This window comes from Streptomyces sp. NPDC058459 (genome assembly GCF_042721685.1).
Taxonomy (GTDB): Bacteria; Actinomycetota; Actinomycetes; order Streptomycetales; family Streptomycetaceae; genus Streptomyces.
Genome location: NZ_JBHXLV010000005.1, coordinates 13,588 through 30,216 on the forward strand (window position 1 = coordinate 13,588; position 16,629 = coordinate 30,216).

General features: G+C 69.6%; 19 protein-coding genes and 2 pseudogenes. 11 read left to right on the plus strand and 10 right to left on the minus strand.

What is annotated here, in order from left to right:
- Nucleotides 1-5: 5 nt before the first annotated feature.
- Entirely contained in the window at nucleotides 6-473 is a 468-nt protein-coding gene (locus tag ACFWN1_RS02170; RefSeq protein ID WP_384357224.1) for an ATP-binding protein, read from the minus strand.
- A gap of 148 nt (nucleotides 474-621) precedes the next feature.
- On the opposite strand from ACFWN1_RS02170, the gene ACFWN1_RS02175 reads away from it, so the two are divergent.
- Complete coding sequence (locus tag ACFWN1_RS02175; RefSeq protein WP_384357226.1) at nucleotides 622-1,491, plus strand: helix-turn-helix domain-containing protein; 870 nt, start codon at nucleotides 622-624, stop codon at nucleotides 1,489-1,491.
- Nucleotides 1,488-1,733 carry a DUF397 domain-containing protein gene (locus ACFWN1_RS02180; RefSeq protein ID WP_384357228.1) on the plus strand — a complete coding sequence of 82 codons (246 nt, stop codon included), beginning with the start codon at nucleotides 1,488-1,490 and terminating at the stop codon, nucleotides 1,731-1,733. The genes ACFWN1_RS02175 and ACFWN1_RS02180 overlap by 4 nt, the downstream gene beginning before the upstream one ends.
- 72 nt (nucleotides 1,734-1,805) lie before the next feature.
- On the opposite strand, the pseudogene ACFWN1_RS02185 reads toward ACFWN1_RS02180, so the two are convergent.
- Together ACFWN1_RS02185 and ACFWN1_RS02190 are read right to left on the minus strand one after the other, a co-directional pair.
- Nucleotides 1,806-2,072: pseudogene (locus ACFWN1_RS02185) on the minus strand (zinc-binding dehydrogenase); the annotation flags it as partial.
- Between the two features lie 151 nt (nucleotides 2,073-2,223).
- Complete coding sequence (locus ACFWN1_RS02190) at nucleotides 2,224-2,940, minus strand: hypothetical protein (RefSeq protein ID WP_384357230.1); 717 nt, start codon at nucleotides 2,938-2,940, stop codon at nucleotides 2,224-2,226.
- Nucleotides 2,941-3,091: 151 nt separating this feature from the next.
- Here ACFWN1_RS02190 and ACFWN1_RS02195 point away from each other — a divergent pair.
- Together ACFWN1_RS02195 and ACFWN1_RS02200 are read left to right on the plus strand one after the other, a co-directional pair.
- Nucleotides 3,092-3,376, plus strand: a pseudogene (locus tag ACFWN1_RS02195) (helix-turn-helix domain-containing protein); the annotation flags it as partial.
- A gap of 159 nt (nucleotides 3,377-3,535) precedes the next feature.
- Nucleotides 3,536-4,231 (plus strand): type 1 glutamine amidotransferase domain-containing protein, encoded by a 696-nt coding sequence (locus ACFWN1_RS02200; RefSeq protein WP_384357232.1) that lies wholly within the window; start codon nucleotides 3,536-3,538, stop codon nucleotides 4,229-4,231.
- Between the two features lie 13 nt (nucleotides 4,232-4,244).
- Here ACFWN1_RS02200 and ACFWN1_RS02205 read toward each other — a convergent pair whose 3' ends face one another.
- Complete coding sequence (locus ACFWN1_RS02205) at nucleotides 4,245-4,637, minus strand: nuclear transport factor 2 family protein (RefSeq protein ID WP_384357234.1); 393 nt, start codon at nucleotides 4,635-4,637, stop codon at nucleotides 4,245-4,247.
- A 55-nt stretch (nucleotides 4,638-4,692) separates the two neighbouring features.
- Between ACFWN1_RS02205 and ACFWN1_RS02210 the strand changes: the two genes are divergently transcribed.
- Nucleotides 4,693-5,250 (plus strand): PadR family transcriptional regulator, encoded by a 558-nt coding sequence (locus ACFWN1_RS02210; protein ID WP_384357236.1) that lies wholly within the window; start codon nucleotides 4,693-4,695, stop codon nucleotides 5,248-5,250.
- Nucleotides 5,247-5,654 (plus strand): LysR family transcriptional regulator, encoded by a 408-nt coding sequence (locus ACFWN1_RS02215; protein ID WP_384357238.1) that lies wholly within the window; start codon nucleotides 5,247-5,249, stop codon nucleotides 5,652-5,654. Before ACFWN1_RS02210 ends, ACFWN1_RS02215 begins: the two co-directional genes overlap by 4 nt.
- Before the next feature lie 42 nt (nucleotides 5,655-5,696).
- Here ACFWN1_RS02215 and ACFWN1_RS02220 read toward each other — a convergent pair whose 3' ends face one another.
- Together ACFWN1_RS02220 and ACFWN1_RS02225 are read right to left on the minus strand one after the other, a co-directional pair.
- Entirely contained in the window at nucleotides 5,697-6,731 is a 1,035-nt protein-coding gene (locus ACFWN1_RS02220) for a tetratricopeptide repeat protein (protein WP_384357240.1), read from the minus strand.
- 49 nt (nucleotides 6,732-6,780) lie between these two features.
- Nucleotides 6,781-7,227 carry an anthrone oxygenase family protein gene (locus tag ACFWN1_RS02225; RefSeq protein WP_384357242.1) on the minus strand — a complete coding sequence of 149 codons (447 nt, stop codon included), beginning with the start codon at nucleotides 7,225-7,227 and terminating at the stop codon, nucleotides 6,781-6,783.
- A gap of 90 nt (nucleotides 7,228-7,317) precedes the next feature.
- On the opposite strand from ACFWN1_RS02225, the gene ACFWN1_RS02230 reads away from it, so the two are divergent.
- Both ACFWN1_RS02230 and ACFWN1_RS02235 read left to right on the plus strand, forming a co-directional pair.
- Nucleotides 7,318-7,896: a TetR/AcrR family transcriptional regulator gene (locus tag ACFWN1_RS02230; protein WP_384357244.1), complete on the plus strand. Its 579-nt coding sequence runs from the start codon at nucleotides 7,318-7,320 to the stop codon at nucleotides 7,894-7,896.
- 491 nt (nucleotides 7,897-8,387) lie between these two features.
- The gene (locus ACFWN1_RS02235) at nucleotides 8,388-8,741 is read left to right on the plus strand and encodes a VOC family protein (protein WP_384357246.1); all 354 of its coding nucleotides are present in this window, start codon (nucleotides 8,388-8,390) and stop codon (nucleotides 8,739-8,741) included.
- Nucleotides 8,742-8,766: 25 nt separating this feature from the next.
- On the opposite strand, the gene ACFWN1_RS02240 is transcribed toward ACFWN1_RS02235, so the two are convergent.
- Both ACFWN1_RS02240 and ACFWN1_RS02245 read right to left on the minus strand, forming a co-directional pair.
- The gene (locus tag ACFWN1_RS02240; RefSeq protein WP_384357248.1) at nucleotides 8,767-10,380 is read right to left on the minus strand and encodes a cation acetate symporter; all 1,614 of its coding nucleotides are present in this window, start codon (nucleotides 10,378-10,380) and stop codon (nucleotides 8,767-8,769) included.
- Nucleotides 10,377-10,772 carry a DUF485 domain-containing protein gene (locus tag ACFWN1_RS02245; protein WP_384357250.1) on the minus strand — a complete coding sequence of 132 codons (396 nt, stop codon included), beginning with the start codon at nucleotides 10,770-10,772 and terminating at the stop codon, nucleotides 10,377-10,379. The genes ACFWN1_RS02240 and ACFWN1_RS02245 overlap by 4 nt, the downstream gene beginning before the upstream one ends.
- A gap of 178 nt (nucleotides 10,773-10,950) precedes the next feature.
- Between ACFWN1_RS02245 and ACFWN1_RS02250 the strand changes: the two genes are divergently transcribed.
- The 3 genes from ACFWN1_RS02250 to ACFWN1_RS02260 all read left to right on the plus strand — a co-directional run bounded on the left by ACFWN1_RS02250 (nucleotide 10,951) and on the right by ACFWN1_RS02260 (nucleotide 12,733).
- Nucleotides 10,951-11,433 carry an RrF2 family transcriptional regulator gene (locus ACFWN1_RS02250; RefSeq protein ID WP_384357252.1) on the plus strand — a complete coding sequence of 161 codons (483 nt, stop codon included), beginning with the start codon at nucleotides 10,951-10,953 and terminating at the stop codon, nucleotides 11,431-11,433.
- Nucleotides 11,434-11,501: 68 nt separating this feature from the next.
- Nucleotides 11,502-12,008 carry an FAD-dependent oxidoreductase gene (locus tag ACFWN1_RS02255; protein WP_384357254.1) on the plus strand — a complete coding sequence of 169 codons (507 nt, stop codon included), beginning with the start codon at nucleotides 11,502-11,504 and terminating at the stop codon, nucleotides 12,006-12,008.
- Entirely contained in the window at nucleotides 11,969-12,733 is a 765-nt protein-coding gene (locus ACFWN1_RS02260; RefSeq protein WP_384357256.1) for an NAD(P)/FAD-dependent oxidoreductase, read from the plus strand. Before ACFWN1_RS02255 ends, ACFWN1_RS02260 begins: the two co-directional genes overlap by 40 nt.
- A gap of 811 nt (nucleotides 12,734-13,544) precedes the next feature.
- Here the strand turns inward: ACFWN1_RS02260 and ACFWN1_RS02265 are convergent.
- Complete coding sequence (locus ACFWN1_RS02265) at nucleotides 13,545-14,216, minus strand: hypothetical protein (RefSeq protein WP_384357258.1); 672 nt, start codon at nucleotides 14,214-14,216, stop codon at nucleotides 13,545-13,547.
- A 41-nt stretch (nucleotides 14,217-14,257) separates the two neighbouring features.
- Nucleotides 14,258-16,615, minus strand: coding sequence for a hypothetical protein (locus ACFWN1_RS02270; protein WP_384357260.1), 2,358 nt, complete (start codon nucleotides 16,613-16,615; stop codon nucleotides 14,258-14,260).
- Between the last annotated feature and the right edge of the window lie 14 nt (nucleotides 16,616-16,629).

Sequence of the window (16,629 nt, forward strand, 5' to 3'; positions counted from 1 at the left end):
GGTGATCAAGTGGCCATGGGCGCGCGCGAACCCACCCCACACTCCGCCCAAACCACCTTCCCCGGCCCCTCCCCCCTCATATGCCAGTCCCAGGCCACCGCCAGCCGGGACACCAGCACCAGCCCCCACCCCCCGTCCGACACCCCGGGCTCCCCCAACTCCCCGGGCCGGGGCGGCACCCGCTCCCCTCGTGTGTCGGTCACCTCGATCCGTGCCGTCCGCGAGTCTCCGAGGGTCAGCCGGACGTGGAAGTCCCGCCCCGCCACATGCCCGTGCCGTACCGCGTTGGCGGCCAGCTCGGCCGTGACGAGGACGATGTCGTCGTGGGCGTCGGTGCCGTACGGGATGCCCCACTCGTGCAGGCGGAGCCCCACCAGCCGGCGTGCGAGGCGCACTCCGCGGGGCGTGGACGTGAAGCGCATGGCGAATTCGGCCGCCAAGTGATCTGTGGGACTACCGAGGTTGCTCATCATGGACACCACGGTCCCTCCGGTGGCGTAGCGTTACCAGCGGTGACGCACTGACGCGACCCCGTTGTACGCGCGGTGCCGACGCCGGTACGAGCAGCACGGCGTGACGGCGCCCCGGCTACGGGCGTTGTTCCGGGGAGGCGGTGGTGTGATGAGCGAGAACGAGACCAACCCCAGGTACGGCGAGGGCGCCGAGGACGGCGGCCCACGTACGGCGGACAAGACCGCGCAGGGCGTACTAGCGGCATTCGGACAGGCCATGAAGACCTTGCGCCTACGAGCCGGGATGGACCGCGAGGAACTCGGCAGGCGACTCGGCTACTCGGCCGCCACCATCGCCTCCTTCGAGCAAGGGCGCCGCATTCCACCACCAGCTGCGATTGACCGGGCCGATCAGGTACTGGACGCGGGAGGTCTGCTGACGGTCTGGAAGGAGGAGGTGGAGCGAGCGCAGTACCCCGTCTTCTTCCAGGGCATGGCCCAGTTGGAGAAGCAGGCGATGGAGTTGCAGATGTACGACGCTCTCGTCGTCAACGGTCTGCTCCAGACCGAGGAATACATGCGCACGCTGCTCAACATGTGGCGTCCACTCCTCGACACGGAGACGATGGAGCAGCGGGTGGCCGCGAGACTCGCCCGGCAGGACATCATCGACCGACGCTCGCCGCCACTGCTGAGCTTCATCATGGACGAGTCGGTCCTGAGGCGTCGGTACGGTGGCAAGGGCGTGTTGCGGGGGCAGTTGGAGCACCTTCTCCTGATCGGCCAGCGGCGTAACGTCGAACTTCAGGTGATGCCGACCGAGTGCGAGGACAACGCAGGCATAGGAGGCCCGTTCACCATCGTCACCCGCAAGGACGGAAAGCGCTTCCTCTACGTTGAAGCCCAGGTGACCAGCGCACTGGAGACGTACCCCGAGCAGGCGGCTCTCGCCGGCGCACGCTATGGGATCATCCGTTCACAGGCTCTCCCCCCGCGAGAGTCGCTGGAGTTCATCGAGACGTTGCTGGGAGAGCTATGAACACTACTGAGCCCCTCACCTGGTTCAGGAGCAGCTACAGCGGGCCGGAAGGCGGCCAGTGCGTGGAGGTCTCTCTCGGCTGGTTCAAGAGCAGCCACAGCGGACCCGAGGGTGGCAACTGCGTCGAAGTCGCCCTAACTCCCAACACCATCCACCTCCGCGACTCCAAAGCCCCCACCGGCCCCACCCTCCACCTCTCCCCCACCGCCTGGACCGCCTTCCTGACCCACACCCCCGCGTAGCCGTACACCCGACAGCTGTACGCGAGAGAGCCCTGCCCGCCCCCACGAGCGGCAGGGCTCCCCCACACCCCCTCAGGACCCTCCGCCCCCGACCGTCAACACCAGCTTCCCCGTCACCCGCCCCGTCTCCCCCACCGCATGCGCCTCAGCCGCCTCCGCCAGCGGAAACACCGCCTCCACATGCGCCCGCAGCGCACCCGAGGCCGCCAGCGCGGCAACCGCCCGCATCCCCGCCTGGTCCGCCTCGACGAGAAGCGTCTCCACCCGCACCCCGCGCGCATCCGCCTTCGCGGCCTCCTCCGGATCGGTGCCGGGCAGCAGCGACACGAGCGAGGGACCTGCTTGCGGGCCTCGGGGAGCTTGCGCAGCATCGCGCCGGGGGGAAGTCCTCTGCGAAGACATGCGCTTCCCGGTATCTGTGGCCGATGCTGTCCCAAGGACGGCGACCATCCTCCGGGACGGCTACGCGGGCACGGGCGAGGACGTTCTCTCAGTCTTGGCAGGTCTGCGCAGGCACGGAGACGACCTGCGATCCGTTACGCGTGATCCGGTAACACTGCCGGGTGGTCTCCTCCGACACCACGACCGACACCCTCACCCTGCTACCGGTCCTGGTGACGGTGCGGACCGTGAGGAATCGCCGGTAGGGCGCGAGAGCCCTCCGCACTCCGGTGCGGTTGAGTTCCGACGCTTCCAGAGCAGCGACACGCTGGCCGGCTGTCCGGGCGCCGCTGCCGATCGAGGCGGAGGGGGCGCAGGTGTCGTACTTCAAGACGGACATCGTTGACGTCCAACCGTGGCGCTTCGCCGGGGCGTAGGTGTATTCGAGGCATCTGTCGATCACGCCCCGGCTGATGCCGAAGAGTGTCCTGGACTCGTACTCGACCCGTTTGGTCACGCGAGCTCTGAACGCATGACGGGACGCGTCGTAGGAGATCACGGGAGCCCCGGTGTGCCGGTGGACAACAGCGGTGAGAGCGTCCGGATCAGCCGAGCCTTCATCGCTGAGGGCCCGTGTCGTCTCGTTCTTCGTTCGGCGGAGCTGGTGGTCGAGTGCCCGCAGAGCCTGCTGCCGGTGCTCGGCATTGACCTCGCCGGTGTGCCGTGACCAGTACCACAACGCGCCGAGTACGGTGCTGAGCACGACGATCAGCACGACCAGGACGGTCAGACAGCCGGTGGTCATGGCACGCCCCAGACGCGTCATGACCACCGCATCACGCCCGTGCGGGGACCGCACCATCTGCCCTTGTATCCGATGTCGGATGACACGACAGCACCGTAGACGCACCACCCTCACCAGCGGCAACAGACTGCCGGAAACAGACCTAAAACAATGCGCCACCGGCTTGAACGCAGAGCCCTTGACACTAACCGACCTGGCCGGGCACGCCCGGATGAGCCTGCGCACCTTCGCGCGGAGGTTCAACGAGGAGGTCGGCACGAGTCCCGGGCGCTGGCTGATCCAGCAGCGCGTGGCCCGTGCGCGGCACCTGCTGGAGACCACCGACCTGGGCGTGGAGGATCTCGCCGCACAGGTCGGCTTCGCCACCGGGACCTCGCTGCGCGAGCATCTGCACGCGGCGATCGGGGTGACCCCGCTGGCGTACCGGCGGACGTTCCGCGTGGCCGGAGTGGATTAGGAGTCGCCGCAGGTCAGGGGCCTTAGGGTTATTCCCGTACGAGCCATCGGGCTGCCGATACCAGGCATCGGCGGCTTCATTGGTGCCGCTCCGGGCACCGGTCTACGGTCAGGTGGGGAGCCCGTGCTCCCCCGACCTCAGACCGCTTGGAGAGACCTCATGTCGAAGATCCTGTTCGTGGTGACCGGCGCCGACCACTGGACGCTGGCCGACGGCACCCAGCACCCGACCGGCTTCTGGGCCGAGGAGGCCGTCGCGCCGTACGAGGCGTTCAAGAAGGCCGGCGACGAGGTCGTCGTGGCCACGCCGGGCGGGGTCGTGCCGACCGTCGACAAGGGCAGCCTCGCGCCGGAGGTCAACGACGGCCAGGAGAACGCCGACCGGATCGCCGCCGCACTGGAGGCCGCGCCCGAGTTCAAGCACCCGGTCCGGCTGGAGGACGTGGACCTCGACGGCTACGACGCCGTCTTCTACCCCGGCGGCCACGGCCCCATGGAGGATCTCGCCGTGGACGACGCCTCCGGCAGGCTGCTGGTCGACGCCCTCGACTCCGGCAAGCCGCTCGCCGTGGTCTGCCACGCCCCGGCGGCGCTGCTCGCCGCGACCCGGCCGGACGGCACCAACGCGTTCGCCGGCTACCAGATCACCGCCTTCTCCAACGCCGAGGAGGCGCAGGCCGGTTTCGCCGACAAGGCCAAGTGGCTGCTGGAGACGCGACTCGGCGAGGCGGGCGTGGACGTCCAGGTGGGCGAGCCGTGGGCGCCGAAGGTCGTGATCGACCGGAACCTGCTCACGGGCCAGAACCCGGCGTCCTCGGCCCCGCTGGCGGAGGAGGTCCTGAAGCGCCTGGGCTGAGGGAGAACCCTTCTCAGTCGCCGGCCGCCTCGCGGCTGATCTGCTCGAACTGCGCGCCCATCGCCTCGGACATCGCCTGAGCCGCCGAGAGGGGGCGGACCATGACGGTGAAGTCGTCGATCCGCCCCTCCTCGTCGAAGTGCAGGAAGTCGCAGCCGTGGATCTCCCGGCCGTCGACCTTGGCCCTGAAGACGAAGGCGTGGTCCCGCCCGTCCGGGTTCGCGATCTCCCGGACGTACCGGAAGTCCTCGAAGACCCGCAGCACGCCGCGCAGTATCGCGGCGGTGATGGCCTTGCCGGTGTACGGCTTGAAGGCGACAGGGCTGGTGAAGACGACGTCCTCGGCGAGGAGTGCCTCGATGGCGTCGGCGTCGCGGTTCTCCACGGCGGCACGGAAGGGATGCACGGAGTGCTCCTTACTCAACAAGTTGAATAGGTGGGTTGGAGAGTAGGGTGAAGAGGTGACCCTGCGCAATGCGGTGATGGCCACCCTCCTGGAGGGCGAGGCGTCCGGCTACGACCTGGCCAAGGGCTTCAACGCCTCGGTGGCCAACTTCTGGACGGCCACACCACAGCAGCTCTACCGCGAGCTGGACCGGATGGCGCGCGAGGGCCTGGTCACCGCGCGGGTGATCCGCCAGGACCGCCGCCCTGACAAGCGCCTCTTCTCCCTCACCGACGCCGGCCACGACGCCCTGCGCGCCTACCTCGCGGACCCCCTCGGCCGCCCCACCGCCGTCCGTGACGGCCTCCTGGTCAAGGTCCAGTGCGCGGAACTCGGCGAACTGGCCGCCATACGCGCCGACATAGCCGACCGCATGGACTGGGCCCGCGCCAAGCTCACCGGCTACGAGCGCCTGCGCGAACGGCTGCTGGGCGGGCGTACGGAGGACGAGTTCCTGGCCGAGGCGGACCGGGTCGGCCCGTACCTCACCCTGCTGCGGGGCATCTCCTTCGAGGAGGAGAACCTGCGGTGGGGGGCGTTGGCGCTCCGGGTCCTCAAGGCGCGCTCCTCATGAACTCCCCGGACCTGAACCTTCTGCGGACGTTCCTCGCGGTGTACCGCTCCGGGTCCTTCACGGCCGCGGCGGGGCTGCTCGGCCTCTCGCAGTCCACGGTGACGGCGCAGATCCGTTCGCTGGAGCGGGAGTTGCGGCGTTCTCTCTTCGAGCGCCTGCCGCGTGGGGTTGCACCCACCCCGTTCGCCCGCGACTTGGCGTCCCGCGTGGCGGCTCCGCTGGGCGCGCTCGCGACCCGCTACTTGTGCGAACCCGAACTCACCTCGGGCGCCCTGGTCCCCCTCCACACCCCGGAAGACCCGCCCCTGAACACCGGCTGTCTGGCCCAACGCCCCGGCCACTCCTCCAACTTGGATGTGACCAGGGTGCGGGACGTGTTGCTGGAGGCGGGGCGCGGGTGGTGAGGGCAGCGCACGCTCCCGTCCGGGGTCGAGATGGCGAGCCGGTCAGGACGTGCCCGAGCGGCTCTCCTCGGCGAGGGCTCGCAGTTCTGCCATGTCCTCCTCGTCCAGGTCCAGTTGAGTCGCCGCGGTGAGGAGCGCGTCGATCTCGTCGCCCCGGTTCTGGTCCGCGAGGAACTGGGCGTAGTAGACGTAGGCGGTCTCGTCCTGGTGGGCGAGGGCTTCGCGGTAGCGGCGGTCGGCCTGGGTCCAGTCCTCCAACTCCTCATGCAGAAGGGCGAGGTTGAGGTAGGCGTTGGTCTCGCCGTCCTGCTCGGCGGCGGCCTCGTAGTGGCGTACGGCCTCCTCGGGGGAGTCGGTCTCGGCGAGGTGGAGGGCGTAGGCGAAGTGGGCGCCGGCGATCTCCTCGGCCAGCGCCTCGCGGAGGTGGGTGCCGGCCGACTCCAGCTCACCGAGGGCGTGTTCGGTCTCACCGAGTACGGCCAGTACGGACCGGTGTCCGGCGGCCAGCGCCTGCCGCAGCCAGGGCAGGGCCTCCTCGTACCTCTCCTCGTCGGCGAGCAGCCGGCCGAGGTTGCCGGCGGCCATGTCGTCGCCCCGCTCGATCGCCCGGGTGAGCAGGTCGACCGCCTCGTCGAGCCGTTCGTCGTCCTCGCTGAGGAAGGCGCCGTAGTCGTTGAGCGCGCGGGGGTTGTCCTCGGTGAGCGCCCGCCGGTAGTAGTCCTCGGCCTGCTCACGGTCACCCAGCTCGTCGGCCAGGACCGAGGCGATCATCAGGGTGACGTCACGACCGTTGTCGGCGGCCGCCCGGAGTGCCGCCAACGCCTCCTTGGGGCGCTCCAGTTCGATGAGGAGTTCGGCCAAGGCCTCGTAGGCCGCGGTGTTGCCCGCCCTGGCGGCGGCCTCGATGGTCCTGAGCGCGGCGCCGATGTCCGCCCACTCGGAGATGAGATCGAAGACCCGCTCCGCCACCTCGTCGTCCGGGCGGTTCCAGGCCCGCAGGTAGAGGGTGAGAGCGGCGGCGTGGTCACCGGCCGCGAGGCGCCGTTCGGCTTCGGCGGCGGGATTGCTGTCTGTCATGGGGACATCTTCTCGAACTGACGAACAGGCATTCACTGGCACCCCTGACTCAGCCGAGGGCAGCCGCCAGCAGGGCGAAGGCGGTGATGATGACGGCGACGCGGACGTAGTGGAAACGGTCCCAGCGGTGCAGCTGCTCCTTCCAGTCCCCGGGCAGGTTCTCGCTGGTCCACGCCTTGCTCCGGTTGTTGATCGGGACGAGCAGCAGCAGCGACATGATCACACTCACGATCAGCAGCGCGGCGGCGCCGACGACGAGGCCGGCGCCCTGGTGATGCCATCCCGCCACGGCCCAGACCGCGCTCAGCACCAGCGAGCCGATGTACCAGAACGGCATCAGAGTGCCAAGCATCCGGGCCCCGTGGGTCCGGCCGCGCAGGCCGCTGTCGCCTGGGAGCCCGTCGAGAATCGGGTTGACGACGAAGGCGACAGAGAACTCCACCCCCACCATCAGACCGACGACGACGGTGGTGAAGACCTCGAACGCGTTGAGCATGGCGACCCTCCTGGGTCCTAGCAGTGCTAGATAATGAGTCAACGCTAGCTCTGCCGTTGCTCTGTTGTCTAGCACTGCTAGAATCCGTCCATGTCGGTACAGGAACGCAAGGAGCGCGAGCGGGCCGGGCGTGAGCGCCTCATCGTGGCGACGGCCCGCGAACTCGCCGAGCGGCAGGGCTGGGACGCGGTCACCACCCGCAGGCTCGCCGAGCGCATCGAGTACAGCCAGCCCGTCCTCTACAGCCACTTCCGCGGCAAGCGCGAGATCATCGGCGCCGTCGCCCTGGAGGGTGCCGCCGAGCTGGCCACGGCGCTGCGGGCCGCGACCGCCGGGGCGGACGGCCCGCGCGCCCGGGTCACCGTCCTCGCCCGCGCCTACCTCGACTTCGCCGAGCGCAACCCGGCGGTCTACGACGCCATGTTCCGCCTCGACGGCGGCCTGGCCTTCGCCCACGAGGACACCCCGGAGCCGCTGAAGGACGCCTTCGCCGCCCTGCTGGAGAGCCTCGGCGAGGTCGCCGGGGCGGGCGTCCACCCGGCGCTGTTCACCGAGGTGTTCTGGGCGGCCCTGCACGGACTGACCACCCTGACCCGCGCGCGCCGACTGCCGCCGGAGGACGCCGGGCGGAGAGTGGAGCTGCTGGTGGACCGGCTCGCCGCACTGTGACGACAGCGCGGCGCCGGGTGTCCGGCTGTCCAGCTGTCCAGCTGTCCGAAGGCCGACGCCTCAGCGATCACCCGCGTACCAGCTCGCGCGGGCGCGCCGGTGGCCCGCTCGCGGGAATCTCGCAGAAGCCCGGCGGCCTTCCGGAGTCCCGCCCGGCCGTTCAGCTTTACCAGGCCCCCGGGCAGCGTCGCCACCACGCTCGCGCAGCAGGGACGGGATCGTGGCGGGACACCCGGAAACTTCCGACCAGCGGACCGCCTCGCACCCGTCGAGAGCAGGATGCCCGCGGCCGGCCTCGGCAGCCTGCGGATGGTCGCGCACATACCGGGCGATCGCCGCCTCCTCGCCCGCCAGGTCCGTCCCGCACACCTGTCTGCCCCCCGTCCCGCTGCCATGAGCTTCGGGCTCCGCGTCGACCACGCGCTCGCTCGACCGGCGATCCGCCCGTACACCGGCGGGACCGGCCGGCAACGCCCTGACAGGATGACCGCATGGAACGTGTACTTGGAATCGGCGGCTACTTCCTGCGCGCCGCCGACCCGACCGCCCTGAACGCCTGGTACCGCGACTGTCTGGGCCTGGACGCCGACGAGCACGGCCTGTGGCAGCAGGCGCCCGGCCCGACGGTGTTCGCGACGTTCGAGTCCGGGACCGACTACTTCGGGTCCCGCTCCCAGCAGGCCATGCTCAACTTCCGGGTCCGCGACCTGGACGCGATGCTCGCGCAACTGCGTGCCAAGGGCGCGGACGTGTCCGAGGACGTGCAGAGCATGGACGGTGTCGGCAGCTTCGGCTGGGTCACCGATCCGGAGGGCAACCGGATCGAGCTGTGGCAGCCCGCCTGAGCGGGGCCGGGGCCGGGGCCGGGCCTCACGTCCGGTCGCGCGCCGGCGGCCCGGTCAGCAGCCGGTGTTCGGCGGATTCGTAGCGGATGCGTTCCCGGTCGGCGCTCTTCCGGCCCGCGAGCAGGGTGACGAGCCAGCCGGCTAGGAAGCCCGCGGGGATGGAGGCGAGGGCGGGCGTGTTGTACGGGAACCAGTCGAAGTCGGCCTCCGGGAAGGCCGACAGGGGGCTTCCGGAGACGAGCGTGGTGCCCGGGGTCAGGGCCAGGACGGTGAGCGAGCCGACGATCAGCGTGGCGAGCAGCCCGGCCCGGCTGTAGCGGCGCCAGAAGAGGGTGTAGAGCAGCGCGGGCGCGATGGCCGACGCGCCGAGCGTGAAGGAGAGGGTGGCGAGCGGCTGCAGGCTGCGGTGCTGGGCGAGGGCCGCCACCAGGATGACGGGAATGCCCACCAGCAGGGCGCAGAAGCGGGCGAGGGTGAGTTCGCGCGCCGGTGACAGCGGGGTGGGGCGGGAGGCCGTCAGATCGTGGGCGAGGGCGTTGGCGCAGGCGAGCGTCATGCTCGCGACAGAGGCGAGGAGCGTGAGGAAGACGGCGGTGGTGACGGTCGCGAAGAGCAGGGCCTCGGGGCGGGAGAGGCCGGTGCCGAACGCGGCGCGGGCGCCGAGCAGGTAGGCGGTGGTGCCGTGCGGGTCGGCTCCGGCGATGCGCCGCTGTCCGAGCAGGGCGGTCGCCCCGGCGCAGATCACCACGAGCATCAGGATGAACAGGGTGACCGAGGAGACCGCCCAGGACATGGCCCGGCGGACCTGGCGCGGCGTTCCGGCGGTGTACATGCGCATGGTGACGTGCGGCAGACAGGCGGCGCCCAGCACGATGGCGCACTGGGTGCTCGCCATGTCGAGCGCGGGGTGGGGGCTGCCGACGTACTGCGCGCCCCAGCGCAGATAGCCGAGGCCGGCCCCGCTCCGGCTCGCCGCGGTGCGGAACAGCGCCCCGGTGCTCCAGCCGAAGGTGTGCAGGATCAGTCCGCTGACGACGAGTCCGGAGGTGAGCAGCATCACCGTCTTGAAGATCTGGACGAGCGCGGTGCCGCGCATCCCGCCGAGCGCCGCGTAGCTGATCATGAGTATCCCGGCTCCGGCCACGCAGCCGTTCTTCATGGCGGGCTCGGTGAACCCCAGTACGTAGGCGAGGAGTTCACCCACCCCGGCGAGCTGGACGACCATCATCGGGACGAGCGCGACGAGGGTGACGGCGCAGGCCGTGACGCGGACGCTCCGTGCGGGATGGCGGTGGCCGAGGACGTCGCCCATGGTGTAGCGGCCGGTGTTGTGGAGCGGCTCGGCGAGCAGGAACATCAGCAGGAGCAGGGACAGTACGGCACTGAGGGCGAGGACCACCCCGTCGTAGCCGCAGAGCGCGATGATGCCGCCGATGGTGAGCACGGTGGCGGCGGAGATGTAGTCACCGGCGATGGCGAGCCCGTTGCGCAGGGGCGAGAGGGACCGGTAGCCGGTGTAGAACTCGGCCAGGTCGTCCGCGTCCGGGCCGGTGAGCACGCAGAGCAGCAGGGTCAGTGCGACGACGGAGCAGAAGGCGGCCAGGGACCAGGACTGCGCGGGACCGCTGAACTCCGTCACCGGCCTCCTTCCCGGTGCGCGGGCGCCGGACACGACTGGCGGGCGCGGCGGGCCAGCGGGTCGACGAGCCGGTGCGCGGTGGCTTCGTAGAGCAGGACGGCCAGCCAGGTGACGGGGATCTGGGCGAGGGCCAGTACGAGACCGGTGGGCAGGCCGCCGGGCCCCGGGCGGGTCATGAGCGAGGGGGCCTTGACCGTGAGGGTGAGGAACACGACGAAGTAGCCGAGCGCGGTGAGGGACGCCACGCGGCGCTGCCAGCGGTGGGCGCGGCGCAGCAGGCGCAGGGTGCGGTGCCGGCCGGAGCGCCGGTCGGGCGGCTCCGGCGGTCCCTGGCCCGCCGACCAGCTGGGCTCGCGGCGGCCGGTGGGTAACTCGAAGCTGTCGTAGGACATTTGGGATCTCCTGGCGGGGACCGGGCCCGGGAAGAGACGGACCGCGTGCGCGGATCGAGTCACTGGCGGGTGGGCATGTGTCGGCCGACACTGAGACCTACCCCTGCCGCTATGTCGACATGTCTTCGCACGCGCTCCCGCTTTGACTCGCCCGAATCTAGATACGTATGGTCCAGGTATGCGGTTGAGCCGAGGAGTCGAGTGGGCCGTGCACACGCTGCTGAACCTGGCGTGGGCGGGCGGTGACGAGCCGGTGGCGGTGGCCACCCTCGCCGCCGGCCACGACCTGCCGCGCGCCTACCTCAACAAGCAGCTCCAGCTACTGGTCAAGGCCGGTCTGCTGGAGTCGGCGCCCGGCGCCCGCGGGGGCTTCCGCCCCGCGCGGGACCTCGCGTCGATGACGCTCCTCGATGTGGTCGACGCCATCGAGGGCCGCGAGCCGGTCTTCCGGTGCGGCGAGATCCGGCGGTGCGGAACCGTCGGCGCGTGCACGGTGAGCGACTTCAGCGCGGCGTGCGCGGTCAAGGCGTCGATGGACCGGGCCGAGCGGGCCTGGCGCGAGGCGCTGGCCGCGCAGACGCTGGCGGACGTACGCCTCCGGGCGGACGCGCACGCCCCCGCGATGGATACGGCGGTACGCCGGGCGTTCCGGCTGGACTGAACGGGACTGAAACAGAAATCGGACAGGGCGAGGTCTTGCCGCGCCCCTTTTCGGGAAGGTGAATCTGGATGAAAAACATCCTGGTTATCGGTGGTGGCTTCGCGGGTGTGTGGAGCGCCCTCGGCGCGGTCCGCACGGCGCGGGAGAACGGCACCGATCCCGCCGACATTCAGGTGACCCTGGTGAGCAGCGGCGACGATCTCGTGATCCGCCCCCGGCTCTACGAGGCCGCCCCCGAGAGCATGCGGGTGTCGCTGGACCGGGTCCTCGGCCCGGTGGGCGTCCGGCGCGTGGCAGCCACGGTCACCTCCATCGACACCGAGGCCCGCAGCGTGGTCGCCCTCGGGCGCGACGCACGCGAGATCGTCCTGCCGTACGACCGCCTGGTGCTCGCGGCGGGCAGCCAGGTCGTACGCCCCGAACTGCGCGGCGCGGAGCACCTGTTCGACGTAGACACCATGGGTGCGGCCGCCCGCCTGGACAACCACCTGCGGCGCGCGGCCGAACAGCAGCCCTTCGAGGGGCAGTTCACACCGTGGTGGTGGTCGGAGCAGGCTTCACCGGCCTCGAAATAGCCACCGAACTGACCGAGCGCCTGCGGGAGATGGCCCCCGCCGAACGCCACGACGAGGTACGGGTCGTACTGGTCGAGCGCGCGGACGTCGTGGGCCCGGAGCTGGGTGCGGGACCGCGTCCGCACATCACCGGCGTCCTGGCCGAACTCGGCGTGGAGCCGCGCCTCGGGGTGACCCTCGAAGAGGCCGGGGAACGCTCGGTCACCCTGTCCGACGGTGATGTCGTCCCCACCGCCGCCACGGTCTGGACGGCCGGCATGCGGGCCAGCGACCTCACCGCCCTCGTACCCGGCGAGCGTGACCGCATCGGCCGGCTGCTGGTCGACGACCACCTGCGCGTCCGGGGCGTCCCCGGCGTCTACGCGGCGGGCGACACCGCCGCCGCCCGCGCCGAGGGCGAGCACCTGGTGACGCAGAGCTGCCAGCACGCCGTGCCGCTGGGGAAGTTCGCCGGCCGCAACGTGGCCGCCGACCTCCTCGGCCTCGACCTCGTCCCGTTCGCCCCCGACCCGTACGTCACCTGCCTCGACCTCGGCCCCGCCGGAGCGGTGCTGACCTCGGGCTGGGACCGCTCGGTGCAACTGACCGGGCAGGAGGCCAAGAAGCTGAAGCAGCGGATCAACACCGAGTGGATCTACCCGCCGGTGGACGACCCTGAGAAGATCATCCACGCCGCCGACCACCGCACCACCTGGCCCACGGATGCGGCGACCGCCCAGGCGTGAGCATGCCACGCTGCCTGCCTGCTTGTGACATGGCCGGCCGGAAGCGGGCGGCCACTCAACGCCGCACGGGCATTGTCAGTGGCGGGTGGCACGACCGTCGGCATGGTCTTTCTACGCACGGCTCCCTCGCGTCCGTTCGACGCCACGGCAGTCTTTCCTGAGCTGACCCCGTTGGCGCGAACCGCGATACGGCTGCACCCGCGTCCCGGGGCGCCCTCGGTGCGGGACAGTTCGGTCGGCGGACCTCTGCTGTGGCCCGCGGCGGAGCCGCGGCCGCACCGCGAGAGCACGCAGCTCCAGGACGCGGGTTCCGCGAGTACCCAGTAGCCGTTCGGCGGGAAAGACGCAGGCGGGCCCGGCTGCACCGTGATCCCGACGGTCCGAAGTACACACCCGAGGAGTCCGCGATCAAGGCGCGCCATGACGCGGCGCTCGAAGAGCGGCTCCAGGGCGGCCCGCCGCCTGCGAAGTGCCTGGTCCCCATACTGCCCGTGGCCCAGCTCTACGTACGTGATGTACCCCTGCTGCGGCCGCCCGGACAGGCCGACGTGCTCCAGTGCTGCGATGTCCCTACGACCACGAACCGGATACCAAGCCGTCGACCGCCCTGTTCTGGCCCATGTGCCGGAGCCGTGCCTGCTGGCAGGCGTGGACAGCTCGTACGCGATATCGACATTGGACAACACGCATCTCTGTGTCTGCCCGGCGTCTGCGGAGCATCCGCATACCGACCTGATCCAGTGAGTTGCTGCTGACGTCAGAGTGCCCATCCGAGCGCGCCCGCGATCCCGCACCACGCACACATCAGCGGCTACGCGGGGTCCAGCACGGGCTTCGCGGGGAGCCCGCCGTTCTTCTCGCAGCGCAGTTCCTTGGCCATGGCTAGGGAGAAGGAGTGGGCGACGGTGGCGTAGGCATCTTTCAGCCCCTTGATGTTGTCCTGGGGGTCCTTCGAGACGGCCCAGTGCTCCACGCCGATTTCGATGTGGGTCGCTCCCGACGAGCCCGCCAACTCGTCGCTCGTGCATGCGAACTGGATATATGCCATGTCCGCCGCCGTCACGGCCCGCTCCCCCATCTTCAGCACGGTGAACTTAGGGTCCGGGGTGCCCGTCGAAACGGTATCGATCCGTGTCCACGTGATCCTGAGGTCGAAATCCGGCGAATCTCTGGGCGTGTAGATGCGGCAGGCGTCACCGCGATACACCGTGGGGTTCCAAAGGGCCTCGACGAAGTCCGTGCTGGCCTTCGCGACCGTGTACCCCTTTCCCGACGCCTCGAATCTGGACGACCCCGTGATCACCTTGAGCGCCTTGGCCGCGTCGACGGAGATGGCGTGGCCACCGCAGAGTTGTGTCCCCGCTACGACCTTGTAGTCCGGCGAAGCCCTGTCCTCGTCCCCGCCACAGCCCGTGGCCCCAAGAAACAACGGGCCGGCCACGGCCGCAGAAAGGAGCACCGCCCGCACCGATCTACGACTCATCACTGTTCGCATCCTTACGTGTCCTAGATCGTCCACCGGTCTCAGCCGGTCTCCGGGTCGTTGCCCTGCTGCTTCTCTCGATCGTTGCCGACTCCATAGCCGAGCAGCATCGATTGGCGTAGATCCTGGGTGAAAGCGCTGTGGGGGTCCACGGCATTGCGCCGGAGGAAGTCCCGCATCGGCGCCTCGGCCATGGTCTCACCGGCGGAGTAGATCTTGTCCTTCTCGTCGTCGGTGAGATCCTCAAGCTTCTCCTGGTGCCCATCCACCGAGTTGTCGGAGACATCACCGACCACCTGCCCGATGAACTGTTCAGCGGCCCCGCTCGCCGTATCGGTCGCCAGCGGAATGAGCACCGCGGCGGCGCCCACGGCCGCGGTGGCGGGCAGGAAGGCGACGCCTGCCGCGACGCCCGCCGTGGCGCCGAACTCGACCCAGCCCGCCCGCTTGGCGACCGCCTTCTCGTAGTCCTCGTGGGTCTTGAGGTTCGTCGCCTCGACCTGGTCGGCCCGCGACTGGTCGAGCATGCCCTGCACCTGGGCGCCCGTGAGCACGGTCGCCCTGGCCCTGGCTTGGACTTCGTCGGTGATCTTTCCGTCCGGGCCCACCGTCTCTTCCAGCGCACTGCGGGTGTACACCTGCTCCGCCGTCGAGAGCGTCGCGTAGGCGTCCGGATGCTGGCCCATGGTGCTGAGGAAGCCCCGGACGACACTCCGCCCGTTCCCGTCCACGGTGTCCGAGAAGTCGAGGTGGCCGTCCGGATTCCTGCCCGGCGCGAACACGCTGTCCGGATCGTTCTTGTCCAGGGCCCAGTTGATGTCGTCGATGTAGCCGGCGCCCATGGTGCCCAGGCTGTCGGCCATCGCCTCGTGGTGCTCCTTGAGCAGACCCGGGTCCGAGGAGTACGTCTCCATGACCTTCTGCATGATCGCGGCGTTGTCCGCGTCGCGCACCACGTGGGCGTCCGGGTGTCCGGCGGGGTAGCCGAGGGTCGCCGCCTCCAGGGCGTGGCCGAGGGCGTCGGGCATCTGGTCGAGCGACGCCTTGTGCTCCTTCGGGTCGGTCGAGTTGACGTCCGGGAAGGACTCCCACTTCTCATTGGTGAAGAAGTCCAGGTAGTTGTCGATCTTCCCGCCGTCCTTGTTCTCCCCGAGGTCGGCCGTGGCGCCGTGATTGACCGTGCCGTCCTCGTTGTAGGCGGTCGGAGCGTCGCTGAAGAACTTCTTCGCCGCTTCCGGACTGTTGCCGAGCGCCTCCAGCATGGCGGTGGCCGGGTCGTAACCGGCTCCGTTCACGCCAGAGGGGTTGAACGGGTTCTTGAGCCAACTGTTCACCACCTTGTTCTCGGCGAACATGAACGGGTCCTTGGCATGCAGCTGCGCGACGTGTTCGGCGATCGGGTTGAGGAACTTCGCGTCGTAGTTCCCGTTCCGCATGATCCCGCCGAGCAGCTGGTATCCGAACGGCCCGCCGTAATCGTGCTTGGCCAGCGGAATGCGCTCCGTACCCAGCTTGCGCAGTTCCGGACCCCACTTGTCGGTGAATTCTTTGTCGTGGGAGGCGGTGGCCAGGTTGAGGCCGAGGTTCTTCTGAAGCTCCTGGACGTCCTTGAGGCGTTCCGGGTCGACCTTGCTGTAGTCGTACGTGTCCGTGGAGAGCTGACCGAAGAACGCGAGTGATTTCTCGGGGCCGAGATTCCCGTAGAAATCCTTGGAGAATTCCACCGATGAACTGTTGTCCTTCAACAGCTCGTTGAGCTGCTGGAGTTCGGCATGCGTGAGATCGCGGCCCTTGGCCGCCAGAGCGGCGGCACGGGCGGCCTCCTCCTGGTCCAGCTTGGTGTACGTCGGAGCGCTGAAGTCCTTGCGGTCGGTGACATTGGCTTCCAGGGCGTTCTTGAAGGCGAGATCGGTGTCGTTGCAGTTGTCGACGATGAGGTCGATCTTCTTCTGCCACGACTCGATGTTCCGCTTCTCCTGCTGCAGAAGATCCATGTAGTCGGGGTCGTGCCGCGCCACGTGGAGTTCGGACAACGGCTCACGCGCCGTGACCTTGCCCCTGTCGTCCACGCGGATGCCGGCCGCCGGCCCCTCGTGATCCCGGATGTCGACCAGCTCGTCCTGGGCCATTTTGATGGCCGCGTGACCGTCTTCCAGGATCAGCTTCACACCCCTGGCCTCGGCCGCGGCGTCCTCGAACTTCTTGACCGTCTTACCGATGAACGCCTTGGTGACTCCCGCGTTGACGCCCTCCCAGTCGGCCTTGTCCGCTTTCGCCTTCATCCCGTCGGCGGCGTCGGCGGCAAGCTTGTGCAGTTTCCCCGCCATCTCCGACCAATCATCGGCAGCGGCCTTCAACTTCCCGACCGGGGCATGGATGATGTCCTCGTACTTCAGCATGTCGCGTGCTCCCC

Bases quoted from the DNA above. Each gene is read 5' to 3' on its own strand.
- ACFWN1_RS02170 (WP_384357224.1), bottom strand. From the start codon at position 473: ATGATGAGCAACCTCGGTAGTCCCACAGATCACTTGGCGGCCGAATTC.
- ACFWN1_RS02175 (WP_384357226.1), top strand. From the start codon at position 622: ATGAGCGAGAACGAGACCAACCCCAGGTACGGCGAGGGCGCCGAGGAC.
- ACFWN1_RS02180 (WP_384357228.1), top strand. From the start codon at position 1,488: ATGAACACTACTGAGCCCCTCACCTGGTTCAGGAGCAGCTACAGCGGG.
- ACFWN1_RS02190 (WP_384357230.1), bottom strand. From the start codon at position 2,940: ATGACGCGTCTGGGGCGTGCCATGACCACCGGCTGTCTGACCGTCCTG.
- ACFWN1_RS02200 (WP_384357232.1), top strand. From the start codon at position 3,536: ATGTCGAAGATCCTGTTCGTGGTGACCGGCGCCGACCACTGGACGCTG.
- ACFWN1_RS02215 (WP_384357238.1), top strand. From the start codon at position 5,247: ATGAACTCCCCGGACCTGAACCTTCTGCGGACGTTCCTCGCGGTGTAC.
- ACFWN1_RS02220 (WP_384357240.1), bottom strand. From the start codon at position 6,731: ATGACAGACAGCAATCCCGCCGCCGAAGCCGAACGGCGCCTCGCGGCC.
- ACFWN1_RS02225 (WP_384357242.1), bottom strand. From the start codon at position 7,227: ATGCTCAACGCGTTCGAGGTCTTCACCACCGTCGTCGTCGGTCTGATG.
- ACFWN1_RS02230 (WP_384357244.1), top strand. From the start codon at position 7,318: ATGTCGGTACAGGAACGCAAGGAGCGCGAGCGGGCCGGGCGTGAGCGC.
- ACFWN1_RS02235 (WP_384357246.1), top strand. From the start codon at position 8,388: ATGGAACGTGTACTTGGAATCGGCGGCTACTTCCTGCGCGCCGCCGAC.
- ACFWN1_RS02245 (WP_384357250.1), bottom strand. From the start codon at position 10,772: ATGTCCTACGACAGCTTCGAGTTACCCACCGGCCGCCGCGAGCCCAGC.
- ACFWN1_RS02250 (WP_384357252.1), top strand. From the start codon at position 10,951: ATGCGGTTGAGCCGAGGAGTCGAGTGGGCCGTGCACACGCTGCTGAAC.
- ACFWN1_RS02255 (WP_384357254.1), top strand. From the start codon at position 11,502: ATGAAAAACATCCTGGTTATCGGTGGTGGCTTCGCGGGTGTGTGGAGC.
- ACFWN1_RS02265 (WP_384357258.1), bottom strand. From the start codon at position 14,216: ATGAGTCGTAGATCGGTGCGGGCGGTGCTCCTTTCTGCGGCCGTGGCC.
- ACFWN1_RS02270 (WP_384357260.1), bottom strand. From the start codon at position 16,615: ATGCTGAAGTACGAGGACATCATCCATGCCCCGGTCGGGAAGTTGAAG.